This window comes from Spiribacter halobius, assembly GCF_020883455.1.
In the GTDB taxonomy this organism is placed as follows: domain Bacteria; phylum Pseudomonadota; class Gammaproteobacteria; order Nitrococcales; family Nitrococcaceae; genus Sediminicurvatus; species Sediminicurvatus halobius.
In genome coordinates this window covers 3,280,033-3,304,217 of sequence record NZ_CP086615.1, presented here as the reverse complement: position 1 = coordinate 3,304,217, position 24,185 = coordinate 3,280,033, and the positions used below count along the sequence as shown (strand labels likewise).

Genomic DNA, 24,185 nt, shown 5'->3' with positions numbered 1-24,185 from the left:
CGGTCCGCTTGCGCTGATGTACCATGCGGTCGAGCGGATGAGGGGGACTCCGCGCTGGCGCTGGTCGGTGTCGCTCGAGCGCTTCCGGCAACATCTGGATCTGTTGCAGGAGGCGGGTTACCGGACGCTCCGCGTCGCGGACCTTGACGGATCAGTCGACCAGTGCGGGCCGTGTGTGCTCATCACCTTCGACGACGGTTACGCGGACAATTATGCCGCCTTTCAGGAGCTGTCCCGGCGCGGGATGGTGGGCACTTGGTTCGTCGTTACCCGCGCGATCGGCGGGCATGCGGACTGGCTGGAGGATCAGGGGGAACGGCGGGCACTGCTGACTGCTGAACAGCTGCGCGAGATGGCCGCAGCCGGCATGGAAGTGGGCGCGCACGGCAGGCGTCATCTCCGACTAGCCGCGCTCCCGCCGGAAGAGCTCCGCTCCGAGGTGCGCGGCTCGCGCGAGGATCTCGAGAACCTGCTGAGCCGGCCTGTCACGAGCTTCGCGTACCCTTACGGGAGCCACGACGATGCTGCGGTCGCGGCGGTGAGCGAGGCGGGCTACACAGCGGCCTGTACCGTGCGCCCGGGCTGGATCCGCCCGGACGGGCGCCAACCGCTGGCGCTGCCGCGGCTGGAGATCGGACCTGGGGTCGGGAGCGGCGAACTCGCCCGCATGCTGACACTGGGCACCTCGGATGGCTCGTGGTTGGCGCTCGGACGCTACTTCGGCCGCCGCCTGACCGCCCGCTTCACGGGCCGGTGAGGGCCGGCGGAATGGGTGCGATCGGTGTTATCGGACGCTGGACGAGCAATGCGCGCTGAAGGCGGTGGCCCCGCCGTTTCCGTCATCACGCCCTGCTTCAACGCGGTGGAGCGGATCGGTGCGAGCGTGCGGAGCGTGATGGAGCAGTCCTACCACGACTGGGAGCTGATCGTCGTGGACGACGGATCCGTCGACGGCTCGGCGGATGCGGTACGGCGCCTGGACTGCTCGCGGCTGCGCCTGATCGAGCAGGAGAACGCGGGACCCTCTGCCGCAAGGAATCACGGCTTGCTTGAAGCATGCGGCAGGTACATCGCATTTCTCGATGCCGACGATACCTGGCACGAGGACTTCCTCGCCACCATGGTCGCTGCCCTGGACCGAAACCACGAGGCGGTGCTGGCCTACTGCGGCTGGCAGAACCTCGGTGTCGTCGGGGGGCGGGGTGAGCCATTCGTCCCGCCGGAGTACGAGTCCCCTTCGAAGGCGGAGGTGCTGCTCGGCGGCTGCCGCTGGCCGATCCACGCTGCACTTACGCGCGCGGAGTGCATCGATCGTGCCGGGGGCTTCGATGAGACGCTTCGCGCTTCCGTGGACTATGATCTGTGGCTGCGCGTCGCCACTCAAGGGCCGATCGTGCGGGTCCCGAAGGTGCTAGCGTACTATTACCACCATGGCGGCGATCAGGTCACCAAGAACAGGCTGCGTGTCGCCATGAGCCACTGGACGGCGCAGCGGAAGTTCATCGAGGCGCACCCGGAGGTGGCCGAGCAGATCGGGCCCGGGCGGGTGCGCGAGCTGCTTGTCGGGGAGCTGCTGCTGCGGGGCTACCGATCCTACTGGGCGCGCGATCTGGATTCCGCGCGGGCCCTGTTCCGAGCGGTGATGCGACACGGCTACGGCCGCCCGCGCGACTGGGTCTATATGATCCCCAGCCTGCTGCCTCGCCGGATGCACGGGGCGCTACTGAACCTGAGGGACAGGGGGCGTTCGCAATGACCCCGACGCTCAGTGTCGCGTTCTGCACCTATAACCGGGCGAGCCAGCTCCCCGGGCTCGTGGACGCGCTGCGCCGGCAGCAGTGCCCCGTCCCCTTCGAGATTCTGGCTGTCGACAACAACAGCTCCGACGAGACGCCACATCTGCTGCAGGACCTCGCGCGGCGGGACGGGGCGCCGCTGCGCTACGTCCGGGAGGCCCGGCAGGGCATCCCCTTCGCACGCAACCGGGCGATCGCCGAATCGTTGCGTGCGGGTACCGAGTTCCTACTCTTCATCGATGATGACGAGCTGCCTGCGCCCGGTCTGCTGAGCGCCGCGGCCGACGCCCTGGGCCGGGAGGGGGCGGAGTGTGTCGGCGGGCGCATCCGCGTCGTACTCCCCGACGGCCGCCGTCCTCGCTGGTTGACCGAGGATATGATGGGGTTCCTGGGGGCTCTGGATCATGGCGATGGCGCCCTATGGGTCCGGGATCTCGATACGCCGTTGTGGAGCGGGAATATCGGCTATCGCACTGCAATTTTCGCAGAGGACGAAAATCTGCGATTCGATGTGCGCTACAACCGCCGCGGTGCTGGGGTCGGCGGTGGTTCGGACGCAATCATGTTTCGCGAGCTAGTGGGAAGGGGGGCGGCCATCCGTTACCGGCCGGATATGGAAGTATGCCATTACGTGGAGCTAGATAAGATCTCCAGAAGCTACTTCCTGCGGCTGCATTTCGCCGCGGGGCGAAAGTTCGGCGAATATCGAAGCCCGGAATATGAGAGAGCGTTTCTTGGAGTGCCGCCGTTCTTGATCCGCCAGGCGGCGGGGCACTGGCTTCGCGTCCTCGCCATGGCAGTACGCCGGGACGTCAATACGGTGCGGCAGGCGATGAACGGCTCGTACGCGCTGGGTACGATTCTCGGGCTCCACCGTCGCTACCGGCGCTACCCGAGCCGGGGTGCGGAACGCGGCAGCTCATGATCATCCGGAACCAGAACAAGCGAGACTGGGGTGCGCTCGATCAGCTATGAAAGAACGCTGCGCCGACCGCTCCGCTCGATGGCGGCTCGGCTGCTGCCTCCCGTGCCGGCAGGGTGTCGGCGCATCGTCGTCTCCGGCCTGCCCAGAAGCGGTACGTCGTGGATAGCCCGGGTGCTATCGTTATCGCCAGGGGTGTCCTATTACTTTGAGCCAGACCACCTGCTGGATGCCCGCTACCGGTACCGGTACCTGAGCCGCTCGGCGCACGATGGCGGGCTTGCGAAGCATCTCGAGGCCGCTTTTGCCGGGCAACTGGCCCATCATTATGTCATCGCGGAGCAGGGCTGGAAGGAACTCCTGGGACGAAGCCACTCGCATACGGTGCTCCTCAAATGGGTACACCTGGTACTCGCGCTGGACTGGGTGGCGCAGCAGCTGCCGGAGATCGTCGTCATACAGACCGTCCGGCATCCGGTGCCGCTCGCCCTCAGCTGGCAGGCCAGGGGATGGGAGTTCCGGTATGCACTGCGGCAGCTCACCCGGCAGGAGGACCTGATGAGGGGACCCCTCGAGCCGTTCCAGGATGTCCTGAACGGTGCTCGGACTTACTGGGAGCAGGTCGGGGCATTCTGGGGAGCGGTGACGTACCTGCAGTGGCGCTTCCACCGTAAAGGCTGGATTCTACGCGAGCATGAGTGGTATTGCCTGCACCCCCTGTCACGGTTCAAGGACGTAGCGGATTTGCTCGGCCTCGCCTGGAGCGATCAGATGACGGCCTTCCTGACCGATCCCGATCGGCCGGCTGGCCCGGGTTACGGCAGGCCGAGGAACCCGCGCTCGGAGATCCACAAGTGGGAGGGGACGCTCTCCCCGCGGGAGCTCGGAGAGCTGCGCGCGGTCGTCGCGCGTTTCGACCTCCCCTTCTACCGTGATCTCGATCCAGAGGCCCATTGGTCGGGCGGATGATTAAAGGAGAACGTATGCTGCACTCCCTGCGGCGTTGGCTCTACCAGTACGAGACGCTGCGCAAGAACAGGCGAACGCTGCAGGATGTCCGCGCCCATCTCGAGCAGGGATCAGACCTGCTGATCGTGCACCAGATGGGGCGGGCGGCCTCCATGACGGTGACGAGCACGCTGCGCGCAGCCGGCGTCCCAGGGCCGGTGCTGCACTCGCACTGGATGAACCCCGCCAGCGTTGCCCACCGGGAGGCTCACCTGCGTCGGCGTGGCCTCAAGCCTTCGCGCTTCCCGCTCAATGTCCGGATGAGCCAGCTGCTGAGTCGCGAGGCGGCGCAGCGGCTTGAGCGGCACCGCTGGCGGCTCGTGTCCGTTGTGCGTGATCCGATTGCCCGGAATGTGTCGGTGTTCTTCCTGAGCATCGATGACTTCCTGCCCGACTTTCACCGGCGCTACGCGGCCGGCGAGATTTCCCACGGCGAGATTCGCAGAGTCTTCCTGGAGCGCTTTCCCCATGATCAACCCCTTCGCTGGTTCGACGAGGAGGTCCGGGATGTATTCGGCATCGACGTGTTCGCCGCGCCCCCGCTGGACGAGAGCGGCTACGATGTGCTGCGCAACGAGGTTGCCGACCTCCTCGTTATCAAGGTCGAGCGGCTGGCGGACTGCTTTCGGGCGGCGTTCCGCGACTTCCTTGGCATCGAGGTACCGGAACTCGTGAACACCCACGTCACCGAGCGGGACGAGCGCTTCTACATGTACCGGGACTTTGTCCGGGACGTGCGCCTGCCGCGCGAGTATGTGGACCGTATGTACGAGTCTCGTTACGCCCGCCACTTCTATACGGACGCGGAGCGTGAGGCGTTCCGGCGGAAGTGGCTGGGCGAGCCGGCTGCCAGGGCGGTGGAAGCCGGCGCATGATCGGCCGAAGCGCAGCGGGGCCGGTGTGAGCGGCTATTGCGCACCTGGCTCCGCAGTCGGCAATCACCGTGAAGGTGGGGCGACGCGGCTCGATGTCCTCGTCTGTACCCACAATCGCGCGGCGCTGCTGCGCCGGGTGATCGAGAGCCTTAACGCTGCCAACCGCCCTTCGGATACAACTGTGCGGCTGGTGGTGGTAGCCAATGCCTGCTCGGATGGCACGGGCGAGTATCTTGCTGGCTACGATGCCGGGCAGGGCAGGCTGCCGCTGACTTGGTACGAGGAGCCGGTGCCCGGCAAGGCGCACGCCCTGAACGTCGTGCTGCCACGGCTGACCGGGGACCTCGTCGCGTTCGTGGACGACGACCACCGCGTGGATCCAGGGTATCTCTGCGCGGTGGCGCGCGGCTTCGCGGAGCACCCCGACGCGGCCATGCTCTGCGGTCGCATTCGCCCGGACTGGGACGGCAGCGAGCCCGTGTGGGTGCATGATCGCGGTGCTTACCGCATCTACCCGTTACCGGTGCCGAACTTCGACCTCGGTCCCGAGCCGCGGGAGGTGACGCGCGATGTCGCGGTGCCTGGCGGCGGCAACCTCGCTATCCGCCGCGCGCTCTTCGATCGGGTAGGACCCTTCCGACAGCATCTCGGTCCGATCGGCCACAACCTCGGCGGTGCGGAGGACATCGACTGGGTGATTCGCGCGCTGCAACTGGGTGTGCGTTTGCGCTACGAGCCGGCTATGACCCAGTACCACTACGTGGATGCCGAGCGTCTCACGCTCGGCTACCTGATGCGCAAGGCGTACCAGCGCTCGGCTTCCATGGTGCCCTACGGGCGGGGGCCCGGTCCGGGGCACGTGCCGCGCTACATGTACCGCAAGATCGCGAAGCACCTGGTTTGGAGCGTGCTGGCGCTGCGGCCACAGGCGCGGCGCTTCCACCTCGTGCGGCTTGCGGCCTCGCTCGGGGAGTGGAAGGGGTTTCGTCAGCCTGTTCCGGCGGGGCTGGATCAGGAGTCCGGGCAACCGGTGCATCGTGATGCGCCGTGAGCTGCCGATCACCCATTTGGAGAGGGGGAGATCCGGTGCGGGTAGCGGGGTGACCACTAATGCAGCCGACTGAGGCACTGCCCTGGGCGCCGACGCTGCTCGCGGCATTCGCCGCGGGCGCGCTTGTGACCGTGGTCGTGCTGCTTAAGTCCGTCAAGGACTTCAGCCAGACGGGCCCGCAGATCCGGGACGAGGTGCTGCGGCTCTACTTCGGCTACACGCTGCTCTCGGTGGCGCGGCTTGGCTGTTGGGCGCTCGCGCTCGCCACGCTGCTCGCGCTCCCCGGGAGCTATGTGTATCTATCGGCGACGGTGCTGCTGGGCGCGACGTTCTCGCCTGTCGCGGCCACGACATCCGCGCTCGCCGCCGTGCTCGCCATCACGGCCTACCAGCTGCTCCACATGCTGCTGCACTCGCCCGGGCTCATCGTCGCCTCCTCCAACTACAACCTGGCGCGGCTCTACGGCGTCTGGGAATGGCTCACGCCCCAGCGGCTCGCGGCCGTCCGATGGGGCGGCGTGGCTGTGGCCGCGGTGCTGGTGGCGTTTGCCTGCGCGCGGTTGGCCACTGCGGGTGCGGAGGGGGCGGCGGCACTTCTCGCGGCGCCGGCGGTGCTCGCGGCGCTCGCCGGCTGGCTGCTGCGGGACCGCGAGCCGCAGCCGGTGCCGGCGGCGGCCGGCAACCCGCAGCGTCCGAACGTACTCATGATCGGCTGTGACACCCTGCGCCCGGACCGCATCGGAGCCCATGGCTACGAGCGGGATACAACGCCTTTCCTCGACGGGGTCATCGCGCGCGGTACCAGTTTTCGCCGCTGCTACGTGCCGCTCGCGCGCACGGCGCCGAGCCTCGTCTCGCTCTTCACCGGCTGCTGGCCGCACCGGCACGGGGTGCGCTTCAACTACGTGGCGGATGACGAGCGCTGCACCGGCGTTCCGGCGCTGCCGCGGGAGCTCGCCCGCCTCGGCTACCGCACGGTGGCGGTGAGCGACTGGTGCGGCAGTGACCTCGGCAAGTTCGACCTCGGCTTCCAGGAACTCGACCTGCCCGCGGACCAGTGGAATCTCAAGTACCTCATCCGCCAGGGGCCGAAGGACATCCGGCTGTTCCTCTCGCTGTTTCTGCACAACCGCGTGGGCAAGCGGCTGTTGCCGGAACTCTACTATCTTGCGGGCGTGCCGCTCGGCGCACAGCTCGGCCGGGAGGCGCGGCGGCGGCTCGGGCGGCTTTCAAGGGAGGGGCAACCCTTCCTGCTCAATCTTTTCACCTCGCACACCCACCCGCCGTTCGCGAGCGACTATCCTTACTATCTGCGCTTCTCGAACCCGGGCTATCGGGGGGAGTCCAAGTTCGCCATGCGGCGGCTCACCGACCCCTTCGAGGTCATTCGCAGTCAGGCGGAGCCGAAGAAGGCCTTCGACCTCGACCAGATCAACGCCCTTTACGACGGCGCGGTGTGCAGCTTTGACGACGAGGTGCGACGCACGCTGGGGTATCTGGAGGCCTGCGGGCTGGCGGAGAACACCATTGTCGTGCTCTACGGCGACCACGGCATGGACCTCTTCGAGCACAATACTTGGGGCCAGGGAAACAGCATTATCGGGGATAGCAACCGCATCCCCCTCGTGATTGTGGACCCGCGCCGGCGGGGGCGGGGCGTGATCGATCCGGTGGTGCGCTCGGTGGACGTTTTCCCAACGCTGTTGGAGATGATTGGTGCTGCGCCGCCGGAGGCCGACGGGCATTCGCTCCTGCCCTGCATCGAGGGCCGCGTGGCGGATCTGGATCTTCCGGCCTTCGCCGAGACGGGGATGTGGCTGACGCGCATCCCCGGCATGCACCCGGAGCATCTCGACTACCCGTCCGTGCTGGAGCTCCTGGAGGTGCCGAACCCGGCCACGGGCACGCTTGCGGTGAAGGCCGGGTTCCGCGAGCGGGTCAACCAGGCGCGGGATCGCATGGTCGTCGCCGGCCGCTGGAAGCTCGTGTGCCTGCCACTGCGAACGGGGCCACGCCACGAGCTCTACGACCTAGTGTCGGATCCCCAGTGCCGGCACGACGTCGCGTCCGTGCATCCGGAGGTCGTTGAAGCGCTGACGCGGCTACTCCATGCGTGGGCCCTTGAGGCGAATGGTGCCGCCATGGAGTCTGCAGCACGGACGACGTGGCCCGAGGAGAGGCCCGGTCGGCGGGCGCCCCCATGACGCATGGAACGGCCGGCGATGTCGCCTAGCGGGCGGGGGAGGCGTTGACATGGCTGTTGCCGGAAGTCTGTCGATGCGGGCGTTCTGGGCGCTCGCCGCGGAGCGGGAAAGGGCGGGCCATCTGGGGCGGTTCCGGCAAGGGCTCGAGGCAGCGATCCTGTATGCGTGCCGCGGAGTCGGGCCCGGCTACTACCAGATGGCCGGGTTCTGGGAGAAGGGTGTGCCGTGGCGAGATAAGGCGGGCCACCTGAGCACGATGGCCTATCGCAAGGCGCTGCAACGGCTCAATCCCGTGAATCACCGCAAGATCTCGCAGAACAAGCTCATCGAGAAGGCGCTCCTACAGGCGCTGGCGATACCGACACCTCCGTACCTCGGCTTCTATCATCCCGCAGCAGGTAGGACCCCAGATGGAGCGCCCCTCCGGACGCCCGAGGCCCTTTCCGAGTATCTGAGCGAGCGCCTGAACGGGAAAAAGGTTTGCTTCAAGGCGGTCGAAGGGTGGGGCGGCTACACGTTCGAATCGGTCGCGGTGGCCCAGGACGGGGACGATATCCGCCTCCTCCGGGACCGCACCGGGGAGTACGCGACCGTTAGCGAGTTCTGTGATTCGGCCCTGCACACCGCACACGCACGGGGTTCGATACTGGAAACGTACCTTCAGCAGCACGATGCCTTCGCTGCGTTTAATCTTAGTAGCGTAAACACTCTCCGCATCTGGGCTCTCCAGGCTAAAGATTTAACGGTTACTCCCGTGCTCGCCTACCTCAGAATCGGGCGCCTCGGGGCCATAGTGGATAACCAGTCCAGTGGCGGTATTGTGGCCCCGGTTAACCTACAGACGGGCATCCTTGAGCCTGCCATGGATGGCACACCGCGGAGGCAAATCTACCCGATGCACCCTGATCACGCAGCGCCAATAGCTGACGTGAAGCTGCCATTCTTCGAGGAATCACTGTCGCTCGCGACCAGCTGCGTTGCCGCCTTTCCAGGCACTCGGTTCGCGGGCGTTGATGTGGCCGTGACTCCAGAGGGTCCGAGCGTAATAGAGCTGAACGTCTCGCCGGACCGAATAGGCGCTGCGTTCACTCGGGTGCCAACGAGGGCAATCGCTCGCAGCTGACATGCTTGAAACGAGTGGTGGCTAAGAAGGGGGAACTCCCTCTGTCCATGCTACGGATGCGATGGGCCCCTTCGTTTCTCATGTGTGCGTGATGGCGGCCGACTTTGATTGGGGTGAGCGCACGATGAACCACATGCCGATTGGAGGAGCGCGCGATACCTGGCGTAGGTTCAAGGCAGTTGAGCGAACATTGTCGGGTCGCCTCACCTTGTTGCGCGAATGTCTTCGGTTGCGGTACTCGCAGAGTCAGCTTGGCGCAGGAGAATTCTTTGGCTATCGACTATATGACGAATCAGCGGTCGCGAAGAAGAATAGAAGAACTTTTGCCAGTCGGTCACTGTCACGCCAAATTTGGGAAGGCCTTAATGAGCGTGAAGCTTGGGGGGTCGTAAGCGATAAGATATTGTTTAGCCTTTTGCTTCGATCATGTGGGTTTGCGCAACCGAGAGTGCTTGCCTTCTATGATCGGCAACGCCGTGCGGTGTCCGGGATCCCGGTCATTCGGGACCAGGACGATCTGATGAGTTTTCTGCGGACCAGCGAGAACTTCCCGGCGTTCGGGAAGCCCGTAGAAAGCCTCATGAGCCAGGGGGTGCTCGCGTTCAAGGCCTATGAGAGAGCGCGTGATCTACTCATCATGCAGGATGGGAGCGAGCGGACGCTGAAATCCCTGGCGGACGAGATTATGTCCTGGCGATCTTACATGTTTCAGGACTGCTTAAATCCAGCTGCGGAGACGCCATGGGTTAGCAGAGGCTCCCTGTCCACGCTAAGGCTTGTCGTACTGTTAACGAGTGAGGGAGCTCGTTTGTTTCGGGCGCGATGGAAGATTCCGGCTCAAGGGCACGCAGCAGATAATTTTTGGCGCGAGGGTAATTTTTTGGGTCTGCTTAATCGTGACACCGGTTGCGTTGAAAGCATCCTGGAGTCCACGAACACCGGCGCAAGAGAGGTCGGGCCCAATGAGTCGATCGCGAGACTCCTCCTTGGGTCCCCGCCAGAGAGTTACTCTGAAGCCGTGGCGCTCTGCCTCGCGGCATCAGGCATTTTCCCTCGGTTGAGATATCAGGCATGGGACGTCGCACTGACCCGGGAAGGGCCGTTGCTCCTGGAGCTTAATCACGATGGCAATATAGAGCTTCTGCAGGTTGGCGCAGGCGTCGGCATTTTGGATGAGGAGTTTTGTCGGCTGTTGCGGGAGCGTGGCGTGCGGTTCCGTCATCGAAGGTGGTTGGCACGTTTAGGACAGCGTCTGCGTTGGGAAGGTAATTGGCTAGGGATATAGGTATGAAGGCAGGCTGATTCAACGAATAGGTGGTAGCGGTGAGGAGGGCTGATATTATGATTTGGAGGAACACGCGCGGATGGAGGTCGGAAGCTCCTTGGTAGCGTCGTCTGAATACTGGGAGGACGCATGGGAACTTCGCTGCTCCTTCGATATGGCTCGATCCCGGTACGCCTTTATCGTCTCGTGCATCGCCCAGGGGAACAGGTGACGGCGCATGCCGAGCAACGGTGGCACGCCGCCTCGCCAGTCACCGGCACGGAGCAGTGCGGCGAGCGGCGGGAGGTGTCGGGCCCGGTGGACGCCGGGCAGGCGGCCGACCGCACGGCCCGATGCTAACAGGGCGCGCTGTCTGGCGCGGTCCCATTGTGCATTGCATGTCGGCGGGATGCGCGCCTGCCTTAGCCAGGCGCTGCGATGGCGTGCTAGCCAGTCTGCATAGAGCCTGCGGCCAGAAGCGGAGAGGAATGCCGGGCTGGTCGTGAGCCACTGGGCAGTGTAACTCTTTCGGGTGCCGAAGAGTTCTCGGGGCAAGCCCGCTTCCTCGGCGATCCGCCGGCAGATCGGTCGATTGTAGTCGCCCCCGACGTCCCATGGCCGCATTTCTGGCGAGTTGGATATCGCCTTGATGGCTGGCGCCGAGCGGGCAGCGAAGTAGGCCGGTGGGCAGTGCAGAAACCCGGCATGGAGCCGGTACTCGGTCATCGACATGCCGGCCACGTCCGTTCGCGTGATCTCGCCGCGGGTGTGCGGGGTATCGCGATCCCACATCGGATCCCCGTAGTGCCCGGTAAAGAGCACACTCCCCGCAAGGCTTTCGCTAAAGGCAGCGATCTGTACGTCAGAGCCGATCGCGTTGGCGGCGAGAAACGCGGCCTCGGGAAGCTCCAGATGTCGCCAGTCGGTATTGCGGGCCGTAGTCGCCTCCATGCCGAGCAGCCGGCTGAGCTGCTGGCCATCATCTCGACCGTTGGGTGTGCGCAGGGACAGAGCGCGTGTTACGCCGAGGTCCCGTAGCAGTGCGGATACGCACGTCGAATCGTAACCCGTCGAGATCGTGGACAGCGGCGTGAGTGCGTGTAGGCGAGCCGGCGAGCCGGCGTTCTCGAGAATCGCGGCGAGACTTCCACTGAGGAAGTCCCGGTAGGCTACGAAGCAGGCGAACGTGCGCCCTGCCCCGGGCTTCTCCACGGCGTGCAGTTCGGTTCCGTCCCAGTGCAGGTTGTCGAAATAGTTCAGATAGATCTGGTCGCCCGCCACGGGTAACTTCCGCTCATACCTCCGAATCCCGCGGATAATCGTGTTGAACCGATGGGGGTAGTGCGGCCAGGTGATGATCGGCCGTAACCCCGTGGCGTGAAGGAGACAGACGAGGGAGTTGGATACCAGCCAGCGCCCTCGACACCGTACCCACTGGAGTCGATCCACGGTGTTGCCCGCTGCGACGAGCGCAACGTGTCCTCGTCGGAGCCGGACGCCCGTGCCCGCTACCAGATCGGTGCGGTCGAAGTCGCCCTCGGCGAATGGGCCGGGCCAGGTCGCCTCGCAACACCAGTCGTCCTGGCACTCCACCCACGGGCCGTGATGGATCGTGACGGTCCTGCAGCCTGTGCGGAACTCGGCGAGCCATGCGAGCCGTGGCCAGTGCGGCCGGGCTTCGTAACGAATCCGGAACATCCCGCCCCCTCGCCCGTAACATTTCCGAAACGCCCCCAAGGTCAAGGATCACCGCGCCGCGGCCGGCCGTCAACGGTTGGTGCAGGCCGCTTTGACGATATGGACGCTCGGTGTTGGGTGCTCAGCCGGTTCCGCGTGCGTCGCGGGAATACTTTCGCATCTGCTGCTCGATCGCCCAGGGAAAGACGTAGCGCCTGATGCCGAACAGTGCCGGCGCTCCGCCCCGCCAGTCGTCGAGCTGCAGGAGGTGGCGCACCGGTGGCAGCCGCCGGAGGGCCGGCTTGTGAATGCCCGGGAAACGGCCTGCGGCGCGGCTCAGCCGCACCAGCGTGCGCTGCCTCGATCGATCCCAGTGTGCGCTGCGAATGGGCGGGAGCCGCCCGCAGGCGAGCCACGCCCACTGGCGCTGTCGCAGCCAGGCGAGGTAGTCCTCCCGCGAGCAGTCAGTGAGGAAGGCGGGGGTGGTGACGAACCACTGCGCCGCAAAGCTCTTGCGGGTGCCGAACGCGTCCCGCGGAACGCCGGACTCCTCCACCACTCGCCGGCATATGGGACGGGTGTAGTCGCCGCCCACGTCCCACGGGTGAAGCTCGGGCGAGTTGGAGATGGCCCGGATGTCGGCAACGGCGCCGGCGCCGAAGAACGCGGGCGGGCACTGGATGAAGCCGACGCCCAGGCGGTACTCGGTGAGGGACAGGCCCGAGAGGTCACCGCGTACGAACTCGGGTGAGGTATACGGGGTGTCGCGGTCCCAGACTTTGTCGCCGTGATAGCCGGTGAACAGGAGCCGGCCCGGCAGGCACTCTTGAAGTGCGGCGAAGTACACCTCCTCGCCGATGGCGTTTGCAGCAAGGAAAGGGATCTCCGGGCGCTCGACACGGCGCCACGCGTCCGCCAGTGCGCTAACCGGCGCCAAGCCCATGCTGCGGCAGAGCTCGCTGCCGTCGTCGCGCCCGCTGCCGCGCCGAAAGCAGAGCGCCTCGCGAACACCGTGGGGCTTGAGAAGCGTGGTGATGAACGTGGAATCGTAGCCACTGGAGAGGGTGCTGAGCGGCTCGAATGGCCGGCGGCGCAAGCCGGAGCGGGCGTTGTCGAGGATCGCCCCGAGGCTCTCGCTCAGGAATCCGACATAGTGCGAGTAACTCCGGAACTCGCGCTGCGCGAAAGGTTTCTCCGCCCTTGAGAGCTCGGTCCCATTCCAGCGGAGATTGTCGAAGTACACGAGGTGCGCGCGCGCACCCTGCAGCGGTATCTCGCTCTCATACTTCCGGATGCCCCGGATGATGGTATTGAAGGTACGGGCGTACCCGGGCCATGCGGCAATCGGCCGAAGGCCTGCCCCATGCAGCAGACAGGCAAGCGAATTGGAGATCAGGAACCCCCCGCGGTGTTCCACCCACTGGAGCCGGTCGACGGTGTTGCCGGCGGAAATGAAGTAGACCTCAGCCCCACGCACCCGGACGCCGGAACCGGCCACGAGATCGGTATTGTCAAAATCCCCTTCGGAAAAAGTGCCCGGCCAGACGGCCTCGCAGCACCAGTCGTCGCCGCGCTCGACTCCCGGCCCGTGGAAGACGGTGACGACATCCGCCTTGGGCCGCAACTCTGCGAGCCAGGCGAGCCTCGGCCAGTGGGGTTGCTCTTCGAATCGAAGCCTCGGCATGCCGTGCTCCCGCGATGTCCGTCCGCGCCTTATGGGAGAAGGTCGGCGCCGACCCGCCCCGGGGTGGAAGTCTAGGTGTCCATACCGGAAAGATGGCCTGGCGCGAGCAGCCGCTCATCGGCGGCCGTCGAGGCCGGCGGCGCGAACTGCCGATCCGAGCCGCGGGCGAGCCGCTCGAGCCACCACTCGAGGGTGGTGAGTCGCCATATCAGGCCCATGTGGCCGGTGTGGTCGCTGGTGAGCGCCTCACGGATCATACGATCAAGGGCGCCCTGATCCAGGTGGTTACGGATGCGCGCCTGCGGGTTGTGAAGGTCGTGCAGGGCGTCGTTCCAGCGGGCGTCCTGCTGGCGCAACCGATGGAAGTCGCTGGTGAAGAATCCGGATTTGCGCGCGTGGACGATATCCGCTGGCAGATAGCGGGCCGCTACGTCCTTCAGCAGCGCCTTGTTTATCCCCCTGTGCCGGCGTTGGCGGAATGGCAGCCTGGCGGCGAACTCGGTGACCGTCGGGCGCGCAAACGGCAAAAGCCCCCGTACGCCGAGTGGCTCGGCAAGCGCGAAGAGCCGCCGGGCGTAGAAGGCATCGGCGGTGTAGGCCGCATGAGTGCTCGCCCAGTCCGCCAGGCTTGCGCTGCGAAAGCCTTCCGCGATCCGCCGCAGATCCGTCGGCTCCGCGTCCGGAACGAGCTCGCGTGACGCTGCCAGCCGCCAGGCCGCATTGACGTGGAGTACGAAGTCGTGGGGCGTTAGTTGATCGAAATCCCGTGCCACCTGCTCCAGTGCCCGGGCCTTGTCCGGTGCGAGCGCGCGGACGATCGCGAGCGTCGCACCATGCAGCGGTGCGGGGATGCGCTGCAGGCGCTGATAGTTCTGCACCGTGTACAGGAGCACCGGGCCGAAGAGCGCGTCCGCATAGTCCCCCGTGAGCAGAGTGTCGGCGCCTGCTGCCGCGATGGCCTGGTAGGTGAGCAGGTCATGCCCCGCCCCCGGATGGTAGGGAGGGGCGGGGTAAACCCGGGCGACCTGGCGCTGGGCGTCGAACACCTGCTCGGGCGCGAGCTCGATGAGCTCCTGGCGCATGCCGAAGCGCTGGGCGATACGGATGGCGGCGGGGGTCTCGTCGGTGCGCGCGCCGCGGAAGCGTACGGTGAACGCGGTGGCATTGCGGGCCTCCCGTGCCGCAAGCAGCCCGCACAGGAGACCTGAGTCCACTCCGCCGCTGAGCAGCAGGGCCGGGTGCCTGCCGTGGTCCGCGAGCGTAAGCGCCTCGGTGCGGAGGAGCGTATCGAGGCGCTCCGCGTTCTGCCCGCGCGGCCGTCGCACGGCGCGATAGCGGAAGGGGGGCGGGGGCTGTTCGCGGCTACCGCCACCCCGAGTCCAGATCCGCCGCTCCCCGGCCTGTGCCTGGCGGATGCGTCGAAGCAGGGTCTTGCCGCCAAATACGCCCCGATACCAGAGGGTTTCGAACAATGCCTCGCGGTCTACCTCCCGCTCGGAGTCCGGCAGGAACGCGAGCAGCGACCAGAAGTCGGTGGACACGGCGACGGTTTCGGGCGCCGCTTCCAGCCAGTAGAGCGCACCCCAGCCGATCGGGTCCACGGCAATGCGGAGGGTACGCGCATCCGCCTGGATGAGCACGAACTGCCCGGAGACGCGAGCATCGGGCGTCTCCGTCTCTAGTCGCTGCCAGAGGGCGTCAGGCGCGATGGGCGCATAGCCCTCGGCGCCATCACCTGCCTCGGCAAAGCCGGCGAGCAGGGTGAGGGTGGCCGGCGCGAGCTGTAGCGCCGCGCGGCGGGCCCGAGGCGGCGTGGTGGCTGCAGGTTCTGCCGGTAGCGCGCGGGCCACCGCCGCGAGCCCGTGCTCGCAGATGGCGAACGCGTGATTCAAGCCGCGAGCGGTTAGGAGTTCCCGGGTCCTCGGCCCCCACACGATGACGTGATTGTCCGCCATGGGAAGGGGGGGCGCCGCCTTAGCGGGCGCGTCGCTGTAGTCGTTCATGTTTTCCCGGTGCCCCCCGCCTGTTGGTTCCTGGTGCGGGTGAGCGCGACCCTGCTCTGCCTGCAATGGCTGCTTAGGTCCCGTGTCCACCTGCCGCCCAAGTAGGCCTGATGAGAACTCCGCGCGGCAACATGTGCGATCGGTTTGGGGCGGCTATGTGGCGGCGCCACCGCGACGCAGCGCGCCGACGAGGCCCCGGCGGAGGTCCTGTAGGCCGCTCATCTCAGCTTCGATGTCATCGAGGGTCAGGTTCTCGTCGTCGAGCAGGCGGCGCAGCTCGAGGCGACTGGTCCGCGCTGTGTTGAGCCCGGTGATGCAGGTGGTCGCCGAGGTGATGCCGAGCGCCTGGAGGGTGGGCCATAGGCTGCGCTCGTAAAGGCCGCCCGGATAGCAGAAGTGTTCCAGACGCTTCGGGATCCAGGCCGCGAGGGCAGCGCGGTTGTCCTCGATTTCCCGGGTCAGCGTCTGCCGATCGAAAGGGGCGAGATTATGGCGATGGCTGTGCAGCTGGATGTCGATGCCATCGGATGCGGCGGCCGCGACCTCCTCACCGCTGACCAGTCGGAACACGCCCTGCTCCTCCAGCGCGGGGACGTCGATGCCGAGGGCCTCGCCTAGGCGGCGGAGCAGGGCCTGGCGGCCCGGGGCGTCGTAGTGCTCGCGGCCGAACCGGATCACGCGGTCCGCTGCCTCATCCCGGGCCATCGCGCCTCGCAGGTCCGCCTCGCCCCGCAGGTACGGGTCCACTGCGGCAAGGTCCAGGCGATCCCGCTCGGCTCTCCAGAAGAGATATCGTGTTGTGACGTTGAACACCTGCGTCTGCTTAACCGCGTAGTAGCTGGTGACATAGAGCGTCGCCGGGAAACCCAGCTCGTGGAGGACCGGGAAGGCGTGGCGGTAGGTGCCCTTCCAGCCGTCGTCGAAGGTGAGCACGGTTGCGCCGCGGGGCAGTGTGCCGGCGCCGAGGCGCTCAAGGGCCTCCCCGAGCGGCAGTACGGGGTAGTCCGCTGCCTTCAGCCAGCGCATGCGCTCGGCGAAGGTGTCCGGGTGCATGAACAGGCCGCCGCGGAAGCGGTGCTCGTCGGCAAGGGCAATGCCATGGTAGCAGAGGATGCGCAGGCGCCTGCCGGTGAGTCGCCGGGCGAGGCGCATCAGGCCGCCTCGGCGCGTGGCGGCGAGTGCGGTCGCCTTGAGCTTTGCCTTCACGCTCCCCCCCCGGCGGACTCGGGATGGCGGCGGGCCCAATCGATAAGCGCGCGCCGCGGCCACACTACATAGTAGCTTGTCGGCTCATAGCGCCCATCCTCCATTAGGCGGCGGCGGGTGCGCGAGGTGGCGGTCGCATTCCGGCGCGCGCTTTCGGTGGGGCCGTAGCGGAAACTCATTGCCCCGTGGCGCTCGCGGAGTTCCCGCAGGTAGGCGAGATGGGGGCTGATACGGGCCACGGCCGGATCGTAGAACCACGCGGTGCCGAAGACGCCTTTCACTTCCGGGTGGCGTTTCAGCAGTGCCGCGATCCGATGGTAGGTGCGCTCCCATCCCGCCGGGGAGAATTCCTCGAGCCGCCGCGGATCCATGTGCAGGGTGAAGAAGGGCCGGAAGCCGCGGGTCACGAAGGCGAAGAAGGGGGCGCCCCGCAGCAGCTGCCGGGCGCCGCCGCGCCAGAGCAGGCTGCGGGGGATGCCCGCATCGCGCTCCACCAACTCGGCGCCGACCGGCAGGAGCTTGAGCCGGCAGAGGGCAAGGTCCTTGAGATAGAGGTCATCATCCGGGCTGAGGGGCTGCAGCGGCTCGCTCTCGAGGCGGCCGGAGATGCGCAGCGCCTCGCGGCGCAGCAGCGTCTGCACGCAGGGCGGCACGGCTGACCGCTCCGTCAGCGCCGGCAGCTGGGTTAGGGCCGTGGCGAGCAGGAGGCGCAGGTAGCGCGTCCCGCTTTCGGGGGCCCTGCCGGCTTCCGCCGCCTGCCACGCGCGTAAAAGGCGTTCCGGCGGCTGGTTGTAGCGGCGTTTGTAATCGCTCGCCAGCAGTACCTGGACCATCCCCTCCGGCGGGTGTTCGTTCAGCAGGGATGGGTCCAGCGCCTCACGGTCCCGGATGATTGCCGCATCACAGGCCGGCCAACCAGGACCTTCGTGCACGGGCTCCGGATCACTGGTCATCGTCGGCTCCCGCCTGCGGGATGAGTGCGTATCGCGGTGTGTGTGGCGACGTTCGACGAGACTATCATGCTGCACTGAAGGTGGCTGGACGTGCTGGATTGGGCGCCGGGACTGTCGATGACCGGATGCGCCGCGATCGCACCCTGGGAGCTAAATCCTCCGGGTGGCGGCCCGGCAGTGCTGGGCCAGCACATCTTCGAATCGGGCAACGAGGATCTCCGGCTGGATTTCTGGTCTGGCTGCGTGAGCTCTGGCGGCGCTGGAGAGCACGTCGTACCTCGCGTGGTCGTCCCAGAGCTTGGAGAGCGCACGCTCCCAGGCATCCAGGCCGGCGTCGGGGTCCAGCAGCATGCCACCGGGGCCGACAGCCTCCGGCAGCCCGCCCCGATTGCTCGCAAGAACCGGGGTGCCGCTGACCTGCGCTTCCGTTGCGACGCGACCCCATGCCTCCGGCCAGCGGCTCGGAGCAATGACAAGGCGAGCCCGGCGATACAGGGGGCGCATGTCCGATACCGAGTCATGCCAGGTGACATTGGGGAGCGACGCCGCCCGGTCACGATGGTGGTGCGTCTCTTCGCTGCTGCCCCAGGCCTCGACGATATGGAAGGGGATGTCCGGGCGGCGCTCTGCCAGTCCGAGGGTGATATCTATCCCCTTGAGCCTGCGCGGGTTGACGTGGAGCACCGAGTCACCCCCCTCGCACCCGGTGTAGCTCTCGGGGATCACCAACGGCGGAATCACCGTGCAGTCCTGATCGAGGGCCTCGCGAATCCGGCCGGCGGTGAATTCGGAGTTCGCCGTGTAGGCGACCTGCGGTGATTGCGGGAACGGCGCCCCCATCCGGTCGAACTCCACGGTGCTCACCTGAGCGATGGCGGGTACGCCGTTCTTGACGAAAGCGTGCACCACGGAGCCCGTGAAGCCGGCGTTGGCGACCGCTACGTCGGGGGCGAAGCGCCGGGCGACCTCCGAGACCCCCGCGACGGGTTGCCAGCCGCGGTAGACGGAGTAGTCCTGGGAGCGGTCCTCGGGGAACTTCGAACCGGTGAGTCGAGAGCGCAAGCGGTTCTTCAGCCACAGTCTGTCGCCGTGCGCGATCTGGCAGAGAACCGCGACTTCGTGACCGCGCGCTTTGAGCAGCCGGCAGAATTCATGAGTGGTCACGCGCGCGCCACCGAAGACCTGTGGCGGGTAGGGGGTCGTCATCCCGAAGAGAATTCTCACTGGCTTGCCCCCGAAAGGGTGACCTCTGCGCGGCGCCCGGCGCACAGTTGGCGCTTCTCTCGGTTCCGAGGATAGCGCTCGCTGGCCGACGCTTCATGCGCAATGCCCGATCCGAGTCCGCCGGGTGAGGGATGCGGGCGAGCTGGACATGGTTTGCGGTTTCGGCAAAACTGCGACCAAGTTGGCATTTTGCGGCGTCAAGTGACGGTGCCGGATCTGGGGCGGGGCCGGAGTCTCCGCCGAGGGGGCGAAGGTGCGCGCTGAAGAAACGCAAAACTCTCGCGCCGGGGCAGTGCGTCACGTCCTCTGGAGCGCGGGCTGGGACTCGACATTCCTCGTCGCAAAGGCGGTCCTCGTCGACTGCGCGACCATCCAGCCCTACTACCTCTTTACGACCTCGCGGCGAAGCGCCGGCCGGGAACTCTTCACCCTGCAACGGCTGAAGATGAGGATCCGTGCCATGGCGGCGGGTAGGGCCGGCCGCATCCTGCCGACCCGGGTCGTCGAGCATGATGCGTTGCCTGTCTCCGAAACTCGCGCGGCGCAGTACGCGTCGTTCCGAAAACTCGCCTACCTCGGCGAGCAGTATCTGCTGCTCGCGTGCATGGCCGATTACCTGTCCCTGGACCAGCTCGAGATCGGCGTGTACTGGGATGGACGAATAGGATCGTTCCTACGGGATGCCCGCGTCGGTCGGTATCCCGCTTGGGCCGCTGGCCGGACCCCCGAGCTGGAGGACGCATTGCGGCTCCTCGAGCCCTTCGAGTTTCCCCTGTTGGATCTCACGAAGCACGACATGGCCGAGCAGGCGGCGAGATATGGTTTCCTGCCGATTCTGCGTGAGACATGGTTCTGTCACCGCCCGCGCGGCGAGCGTCCCTGCGGTGAATGCAATCCGTGTCGCTATGCCATGGAGGAAGGCTTCGGGTGGCGCATCCCGTTGGGTAATCGCGTTCGGGGCCGGATTCGGCGCACGTTCTATCGCGCGCACCGGCTGATCAGCGACCCGGACTATGTCGTATCACTGTGGAGCCGGATGCACCGGAGTGGGCAATGACGACGAGGGAAGAGGGTGCGAGCCGCGTCACGACGCTCGCGGACGGCCTCTCATGCGACACCCTGCCGCTCTGGCGGCAATACCTGGAGATGGCGGTGCTCCGGGCTTGGCGCGGCGTGGGGCCTAGATACTTTCGGACGGCGGGATTCGCCAGCCGCGGGGTGCCCTGGCGCGTCAAGCGCGACCACTTCGGCAGCCGGGAGTACACTCGGTGGATCAACCGCATGAATCCACCAGCGTACCGGAAGATCTCCCAGAACAAGCTGGTGGAAAAGGCGGTGCTGAGGGCTATGTGCCTGCCGACGCCGCGCCTGATTGGTCTGCTGGATCCTTGGACGGGCATCACTCCGGACGGTGATCCGCTCACGAGCGCAGAAGACCTCGGTGCGACATTGCGCAGGTCTCCTGCAGCCAGGATCTGCTTCAAGACGCTGCAGGGCTGGGGCGGGAACGGGTTCGTCGCGGCGAGGGTGATTCGCGGGGAGGGCGATTGCCGCCTTGCCGATCTGCACGGTGACCGCCCGCTTGCTACGGATGTCTTCCTGAAAGAGGTCGGGTTCGCCGAAGGCTCACCTCGCATGGTCGAGGAATACATCGACCAGGCGCCCCATCTCGCGGCTTTGAACCCGACGAGCGTGAACACGCTGCGGATATGGGCCCTGCGCGCGGGGGATTATTGTGAGCCGCGAATCCTGGGCGCATATCTTCGCGTCGGGCGGACGGGGAGCATCGTCGATAACCGCGAACGTGGCGGGCTGGTGGCGCCGGTGCAGCTTTCGCATGGTGTGCTCGGGGCGGCCAGTGATGGGCAAGGCGCGTGGGTCGGTATCACGCATCACCCCGACAGCGGCGAGCGGATCGCCGGGATGCCTTTACCGGAAATCGACGATTGCCTTGCACTCGCCGGGCGCGCGCTCTGCGCGTTTCCAGGTATCCGCTTTGCGGGCGTGGACGTTGCCGTCACGCGCAGTGGTCCCACTGTCGTGGAGTTGAACGTGAATCCCGCGAAGAACGGTGCGGCGATTCTTGGGGTGACGCGCACGGCGCTGCGACGAGCCTTTGAGGCGTCGAAGGAATCATCGATCAGGGCCTAAAGCGTTCGAGCCCGCCGTTAGCGCCGGCACGGGCGAGCCCGCCTCGCCAATGACCCCTGTCAGAAGATTTTGCATCCGCGCCGTGGCTGTAAGCCGGGCGATACACGTTCGCGTCCAATGCAATGGTTTTTCGGGCGAAAGTCATCCCGGCTCGATTCTTGCCCACAAGCCCGTGAACGACGCAGAGGGTTACGGGGAGCAAGCCAGTGGATATGAGAAGAACCGTCACTTGTGCCATCGCAGCGGCGTTGGCCAGCACGCTTGGCGTGGCCAAGGCCAACCTGATCGATAACGGGACGTTCGATTCTGGGCTGGACGGCTGGGTTATCGGCGAGTCGACGGATACCGGCGTGCAGCCGGGCGATGGCACGGCTCTCGTCGGCCGGTTCGGACCCGATGGCGAGGCCATTTTCTACCAGGACTTCATCATTCCCGCCGCGAAGAAGCGCCTGCTCATCGACTTCGACTATGCGTGGGGGTACGAGCGCCCGTCGAATCCGGATTTCTTCTTTGCAAGCCTCATCCTCGACGGCATGACTGAAGAGCTGCTGAGCGAGAGCAGCGACGAGGGCTTGTTCGGTACCAGCGTGGGGTTCTCCGGCGTGTTCGGGCTCCCTGCCATCACCACCGGGCCGACGACGGCGCGCATCCAGTTCGTCACCGATGAGCGGGACAACGCCAATGCCGGCACGCTGATCGAGCTCGACAACGTCAGCGTGAACGCGGTGCCGATCCCCGCCACGATGCCGCTGCTGGCCCCCGGCCTCGCCGCACTGGCCTGGCGGCGTCGGCGTAGCAGCCTTGACCGTACGATAATGATTTCACCTAGGTGGTAAGCGAGGCGTGCCGGCGGGTGCGCCGAGCCTGCCGGCGGTCGGTAAAGGGACCGCAAGCCATGGCCTTGGAGGCCATCGACGTCGATGTCGGGGCTATCGGCGGCGAGGCACGACTTTCTACGCCCGCCTGGTCGCGAAGGCGGAGCGTGATCGGACGGCTTCGAACGCTAGAGCACCGCCCGCTAGGAGCAGAATCGTCGAGGGGCTGGGGCCTTAACCCAACCGTCCGTGGAAACGGGGTAGAACCCGTGGGCAGGTGAGCACGGCATAGCGAGAGCGGTGTGCCGACCTCTCTGCAGAGCAATCCCGTCCCCACGATCATAAGTGACAAGAAGCCCGGCAGCGGCACCCTGCCGGACGGTGGTTCCTCGCTCGAGAGCAGTAACCGCGTGCCATCGCAGAAGCGCACGGCCGTCGAGGCGATTGGTGGTCAGGAAGTCGAGTTCGAGAGTGTCGTCGCCGAGGTTGGTGAGCCTGAACCGTGCCGGCATGATTGCGAGCTTCGAACACGACCTCGTCGAAGTTCGACGACCCCCGTGTCGTCATCGCCGCCACCGAAGAAGTCGGCGCTGCCTCCGCGCGGCCGCTGCAGCATTGCCGACGCCGCCCGTACGCACCACGGCAATCTGGTGCCGGGTTGGGGGCTCCGACAATGCGGTCTACGTCTGCGCAGGCGATTGGCGGGCCGCCAGGTGTGTCCGGCGGCGGTACCAGATGCCCGCACCGGCGAGCATCAGCCAGAGGGTGCCCGGCAGCGGTGCCTGACCGGACGGTGTCTCCTCGGTCGAGAGCGCGAGCGTGGTGCCGTCGGCGAAGCGCACGCTGTCCATGCGATAGGTCGTCAGGAAGTCATCGGTGCCGAGGAAGTCGAATTCGTAGGTGTCGTTGCCGAGGTCCGAGAGGCTGAACAGTCCCGGCGTGATGCCGGCACCGAAGACGACCTCGTCGAAGTTCAGGGGCCCCGAGTCGTCGTCCCCGCCATCGAAGAAGTCGACGCCGTAGCCGAGGTCGTAGAAGAACTCATCGCTGCCGAGGCCGCCGAACGCCGAGTCCGTGCCGATGCCGACGTCGATCTGGTCGTCCCCGGCGCCCGTCCAGATCGAGTCGTCGCCCTCGCCACCCTCGACGGAGACCGATTCGCCGGCGCCGAGGTCGGTCAGGTCGATCAGGTCGTTGCCGAGCCCGGCGAGTACCTTCTCGACATCGGTGACCCGCGTCCCGCTCGCCTGCGGGTGCGCCGGGCTGATGGCATCCTGCCCGAGCAGGGCGTCGGCACCGTCCGTCAGGATCAGGGTGTCGACGCCCAGCCCGCCGTCGAATTCGTCGTGAGAGCGATTCAGGCCTTCCAGGGGCACCGGTGCGCCGTCGATCGGGCTCGTCCTCGCGGCGCCCGCGGACCAGACCGAGTCGGCGTGGTAGCGGAGCACGTCGTCTCCATCCTCGGCGTTGAGCACGTCGGCGCCGCTGCCGCCACTGATGACATCGTTACCGCTTGCGGTTCCGCTGCCGTCGCCGCCATTGATGAGGTCGTTGCCGGGGCCGCCGTGGATGTTGTCCCCGCCGCCACGGCCGTTGATGAAATCGTCGCCCGCATTCGACCAGAGGATATCGGCGCCCGCGCCCCCGTCGATCACGATTTGCCCGAGCGTCGGGCCGCCGCTGAGCTGGATGACATCCGGACCGTCGCCGGCGAAGAAGGTCTCGACGTTGGCAACCGTCGCATCCCCGTGATCGTTCTCGATACGCAGGAAATCACCATCGTCGGTCATGAGCAGGGTATCGATGCCGGCAAGGCCGTCGTAGCGCGCGGTGTTGACGTTGAACTCGCCTTGGATGGCCACCGTCTCGCCGCTATAGGCGTTCGTGACGCTGGTGTCCAGGTTCTCCAGCGTGCCCTGGTAGAAGAGGAAATCATTGCCGCTGGTGCCGGTCACCGTCCCGGGGGTATCGGAGGCATGGGCGAGGGGCACCATCGCGATCAGCGCGAGGCCGGCGAGGGGGCGCGCTGCCGGGGGCACCGAGAGATGGCGTGCGGTGAGGCGCGGAATCGGGATGATCATGGGACCAGATCCCCGTGCGTTGCCGTCGACTGTCCCTCGCGCAGAGGGGGCGTGCCGAGCCAACGCGCCGGGCGGGTCCGACCGCCTGCCGCCGCCTGAACCACCGGAGGCAGCTGCACGCCCCGGCGAGGCCCCCCGGCGCCGGCGC

At 66.5% G+C, this 24,185-nt stretch carries 19 protein-coding genes; 12 read left to right on the top strand and 7 right to left on the bottom strand.

Annotation, left to right across the window (positions count from 1 at the left end; all coding sequences use genetic code 11):
* Positions 1-16: 16 nt before the first annotated feature.
* The 9 genes from LMH63_RS15485 to LMH63_RS15445 all read left to right on the top strand — a co-directional run bounded on the left by LMH63_RS15485 (position 17) and on the right by LMH63_RS15445 (position 10,264).
* The gene (locus LMH63_RS15485) at positions 17-757 is read left to right on the top strand and encodes a polysaccharide deacetylase family protein (RefSeq protein WP_229332619.1); all 741 of its coding nucleotides are present in this window, start codon (positions 17-19) and stop codon (positions 755-757) included.
* Between the two features lie 48 nt (positions 758-805).
* Positions 806-1,756 carry a glycosyltransferase gene (locus tag LMH63_RS15480; protein WP_109679686.1) on the top strand — a complete coding sequence of 317 codons (951 nt, stop codon included), beginning with the start codon at positions 806-808 and terminating at the stop codon, positions 1,754-1,756.
* A complete protein-coding gene (locus LMH63_RS15475; protein ID WP_109679685.1) occupies positions 1,753-2,721 on the top strand; it encodes a glycosyltransferase in 969 nt (322 codons plus the stop codon). Before LMH63_RS15480 ends, LMH63_RS15475 begins: the two co-directional genes overlap by 4 nt.
* A gap of 30 nt (positions 2,722-2,751) precedes the next feature.
* Positions 2,752-3,687 carry a sulfotransferase gene (locus tag LMH63_RS15470; protein ID WP_146205257.1) on the top strand — a complete coding sequence of 312 codons (936 nt, stop codon included), beginning with the start codon at positions 2,752-2,754 and terminating at the stop codon, positions 3,685-3,687.
* A gap of 14 nt (positions 3,688-3,701) precedes the next feature.
* The gene (locus LMH63_RS15465) at positions 3,702-4,601 is read left to right on the top strand and encodes a putative capsular polysaccharide synthesis family protein (protein ID WP_158280442.1); all 900 of its coding nucleotides are present in this window, start codon (positions 3,702-3,704) and stop codon (positions 4,599-4,601) included.
* Entirely contained in the window at positions 4,537-5,652 is a 1,116-nt protein-coding gene (locus tag LMH63_RS15460) for a glycosyltransferase family 2 protein (RefSeq protein ID WP_229332618.1), read from the top strand. The genes LMH63_RS15465 and LMH63_RS15460 overlap by 65 nt, the downstream gene beginning before the upstream one ends.
* Positions 5,653-5,711: 59 nt before the next feature.
* Positions 5,712-7,856 (top strand): sulfatase family protein, encoded by a 2,145-nt coding sequence (locus LMH63_RS15455; RefSeq protein WP_109679681.1) that lies wholly within the window; start codon positions 5,712-5,714, stop codon positions 7,854-7,856.
* 49 nt (positions 7,857-7,905) lie between these two features.
* Positions 7,906-8,979, top strand: coding sequence for a sugar-transfer associated ATP-grasp domain-containing protein (locus LMH63_RS15450; RefSeq protein WP_158280441.1), 1,074 nt, complete (start codon positions 7,906-7,908; stop codon positions 8,977-8,979).
* Between the two features lie 61 nt (positions 8,980-9,040).
* Positions 9,041-10,264, top strand: a complete 1,224-nt coding sequence (locus LMH63_RS15445) for a sugar-transfer associated ATP-grasp domain-containing protein (protein ID WP_109679679.1) — start codon at positions 9,041-9,043, stop codon at positions 10,262-10,264.
* Between the two features lie 54 nt (positions 10,265-10,318).
* Here LMH63_RS15445 and LMH63_RS15440 read toward each other — a convergent pair whose 3' ends face one another.
* The 6 genes from LMH63_RS15440 to LMH63_RS15415 form a co-directional block, all read right to left on the bottom strand.
* Entirely contained in the window at positions 10,319-11,524 is a 1,206-nt protein-coding gene (locus LMH63_RS15440) for a hypothetical protein (protein ID WP_146205255.1), read from the bottom strand.
* Between the two features lie 538 nt (positions 11,525-12,062).
* On the bottom strand, positions 12,063-13,604 hold the full coding sequence (locus LMH63_RS15435) for a hypothetical protein (RefSeq protein WP_109679677.1): 1,542 nt from the start codon (positions 13,602-13,604) through the stop codon (positions 12,063-12,065).
* Positions 13,605-13,675: 71 nt separating this feature from the next.
* The gene (locus LMH63_RS15430) at positions 13,676-15,496 is read right to left on the bottom strand and encodes an asparagine synthase-related protein (RefSeq protein WP_109679676.1); all 1,821 of its coding nucleotides are present in this window, start codon (positions 15,494-15,496) and stop codon (positions 13,676-13,678) included.
* 264 nt (positions 15,497-15,760) lie between these two features.
* A complete protein-coding gene (locus tag LMH63_RS15425; RefSeq protein WP_146205254.1) occupies positions 15,761-16,813 on the bottom strand; it encodes a polysaccharide deacetylase family protein in 1,053 nt (350 codons plus the stop codon).
* Positions 16,810-17,766, bottom strand: coding sequence for a hypothetical protein (locus tag LMH63_RS15420; RefSeq protein ID WP_109679674.1), 957 nt, complete (start codon positions 17,764-17,766; stop codon positions 16,810-16,812). Before LMH63_RS15420 ends, LMH63_RS15425 begins: the two co-directional genes overlap by 4 nt.
* Positions 17,767-17,916: 150 nt before the next feature.
* A complete protein-coding gene (locus LMH63_RS15415) occupies positions 17,917-18,972 on the bottom strand; it encodes a glycosyltransferase (RefSeq protein ID WP_109679673.1) in 1,056 nt (351 codons plus the stop codon).
* Between the two features lie 271 nt (positions 18,973-19,243).
* On the opposite strand from LMH63_RS15415, the gene LMH63_RS15410 reads away from it, so the two are divergent.
* From LMH63_RS15410 to LMH63_RS15400, 3 genes are all read left to right on the top strand, one after another.
* Positions 19,244-20,047 (top strand): 7-cyano-7-deazaguanine synthase, encoded by an 804-nt coding sequence (locus LMH63_RS15410; protein ID WP_146205253.1) that lies wholly within the window; start codon positions 19,244-19,246, stop codon positions 20,045-20,047.
* Entirely contained in the window at positions 20,044-21,141 is a 1,098-nt protein-coding gene (locus tag LMH63_RS15405; RefSeq protein ID WP_109679671.1) for a sugar-transfer associated ATP-grasp domain-containing protein, read from the top strand. The genes LMH63_RS15410 and LMH63_RS15405 overlap by 4 nt, the downstream gene beginning before the upstream one ends.
* A gap of 212 nt (positions 21,142-21,353) precedes the next feature.
* Positions 21,354-21,977, top strand: a complete 624-nt coding sequence (locus LMH63_RS15400) for a hypothetical protein (protein WP_146205252.1) — start codon at positions 21,354-21,356, stop codon at positions 21,975-21,977.
* A gap of 659 nt (positions 21,978-22,636) precedes the next feature.
* Here LMH63_RS15400 and LMH63_RS15395 read toward each other — a convergent pair.
* Positions 22,637-24,037, bottom strand: coding sequence for a calcium-binding protein (locus LMH63_RS15395; RefSeq protein ID WP_158280438.1), 1,401 nt, complete (start codon positions 24,035-24,037; stop codon positions 22,637-22,639).
* Positions 24,038-24,185 lie beyond the last annotated feature (148 nt).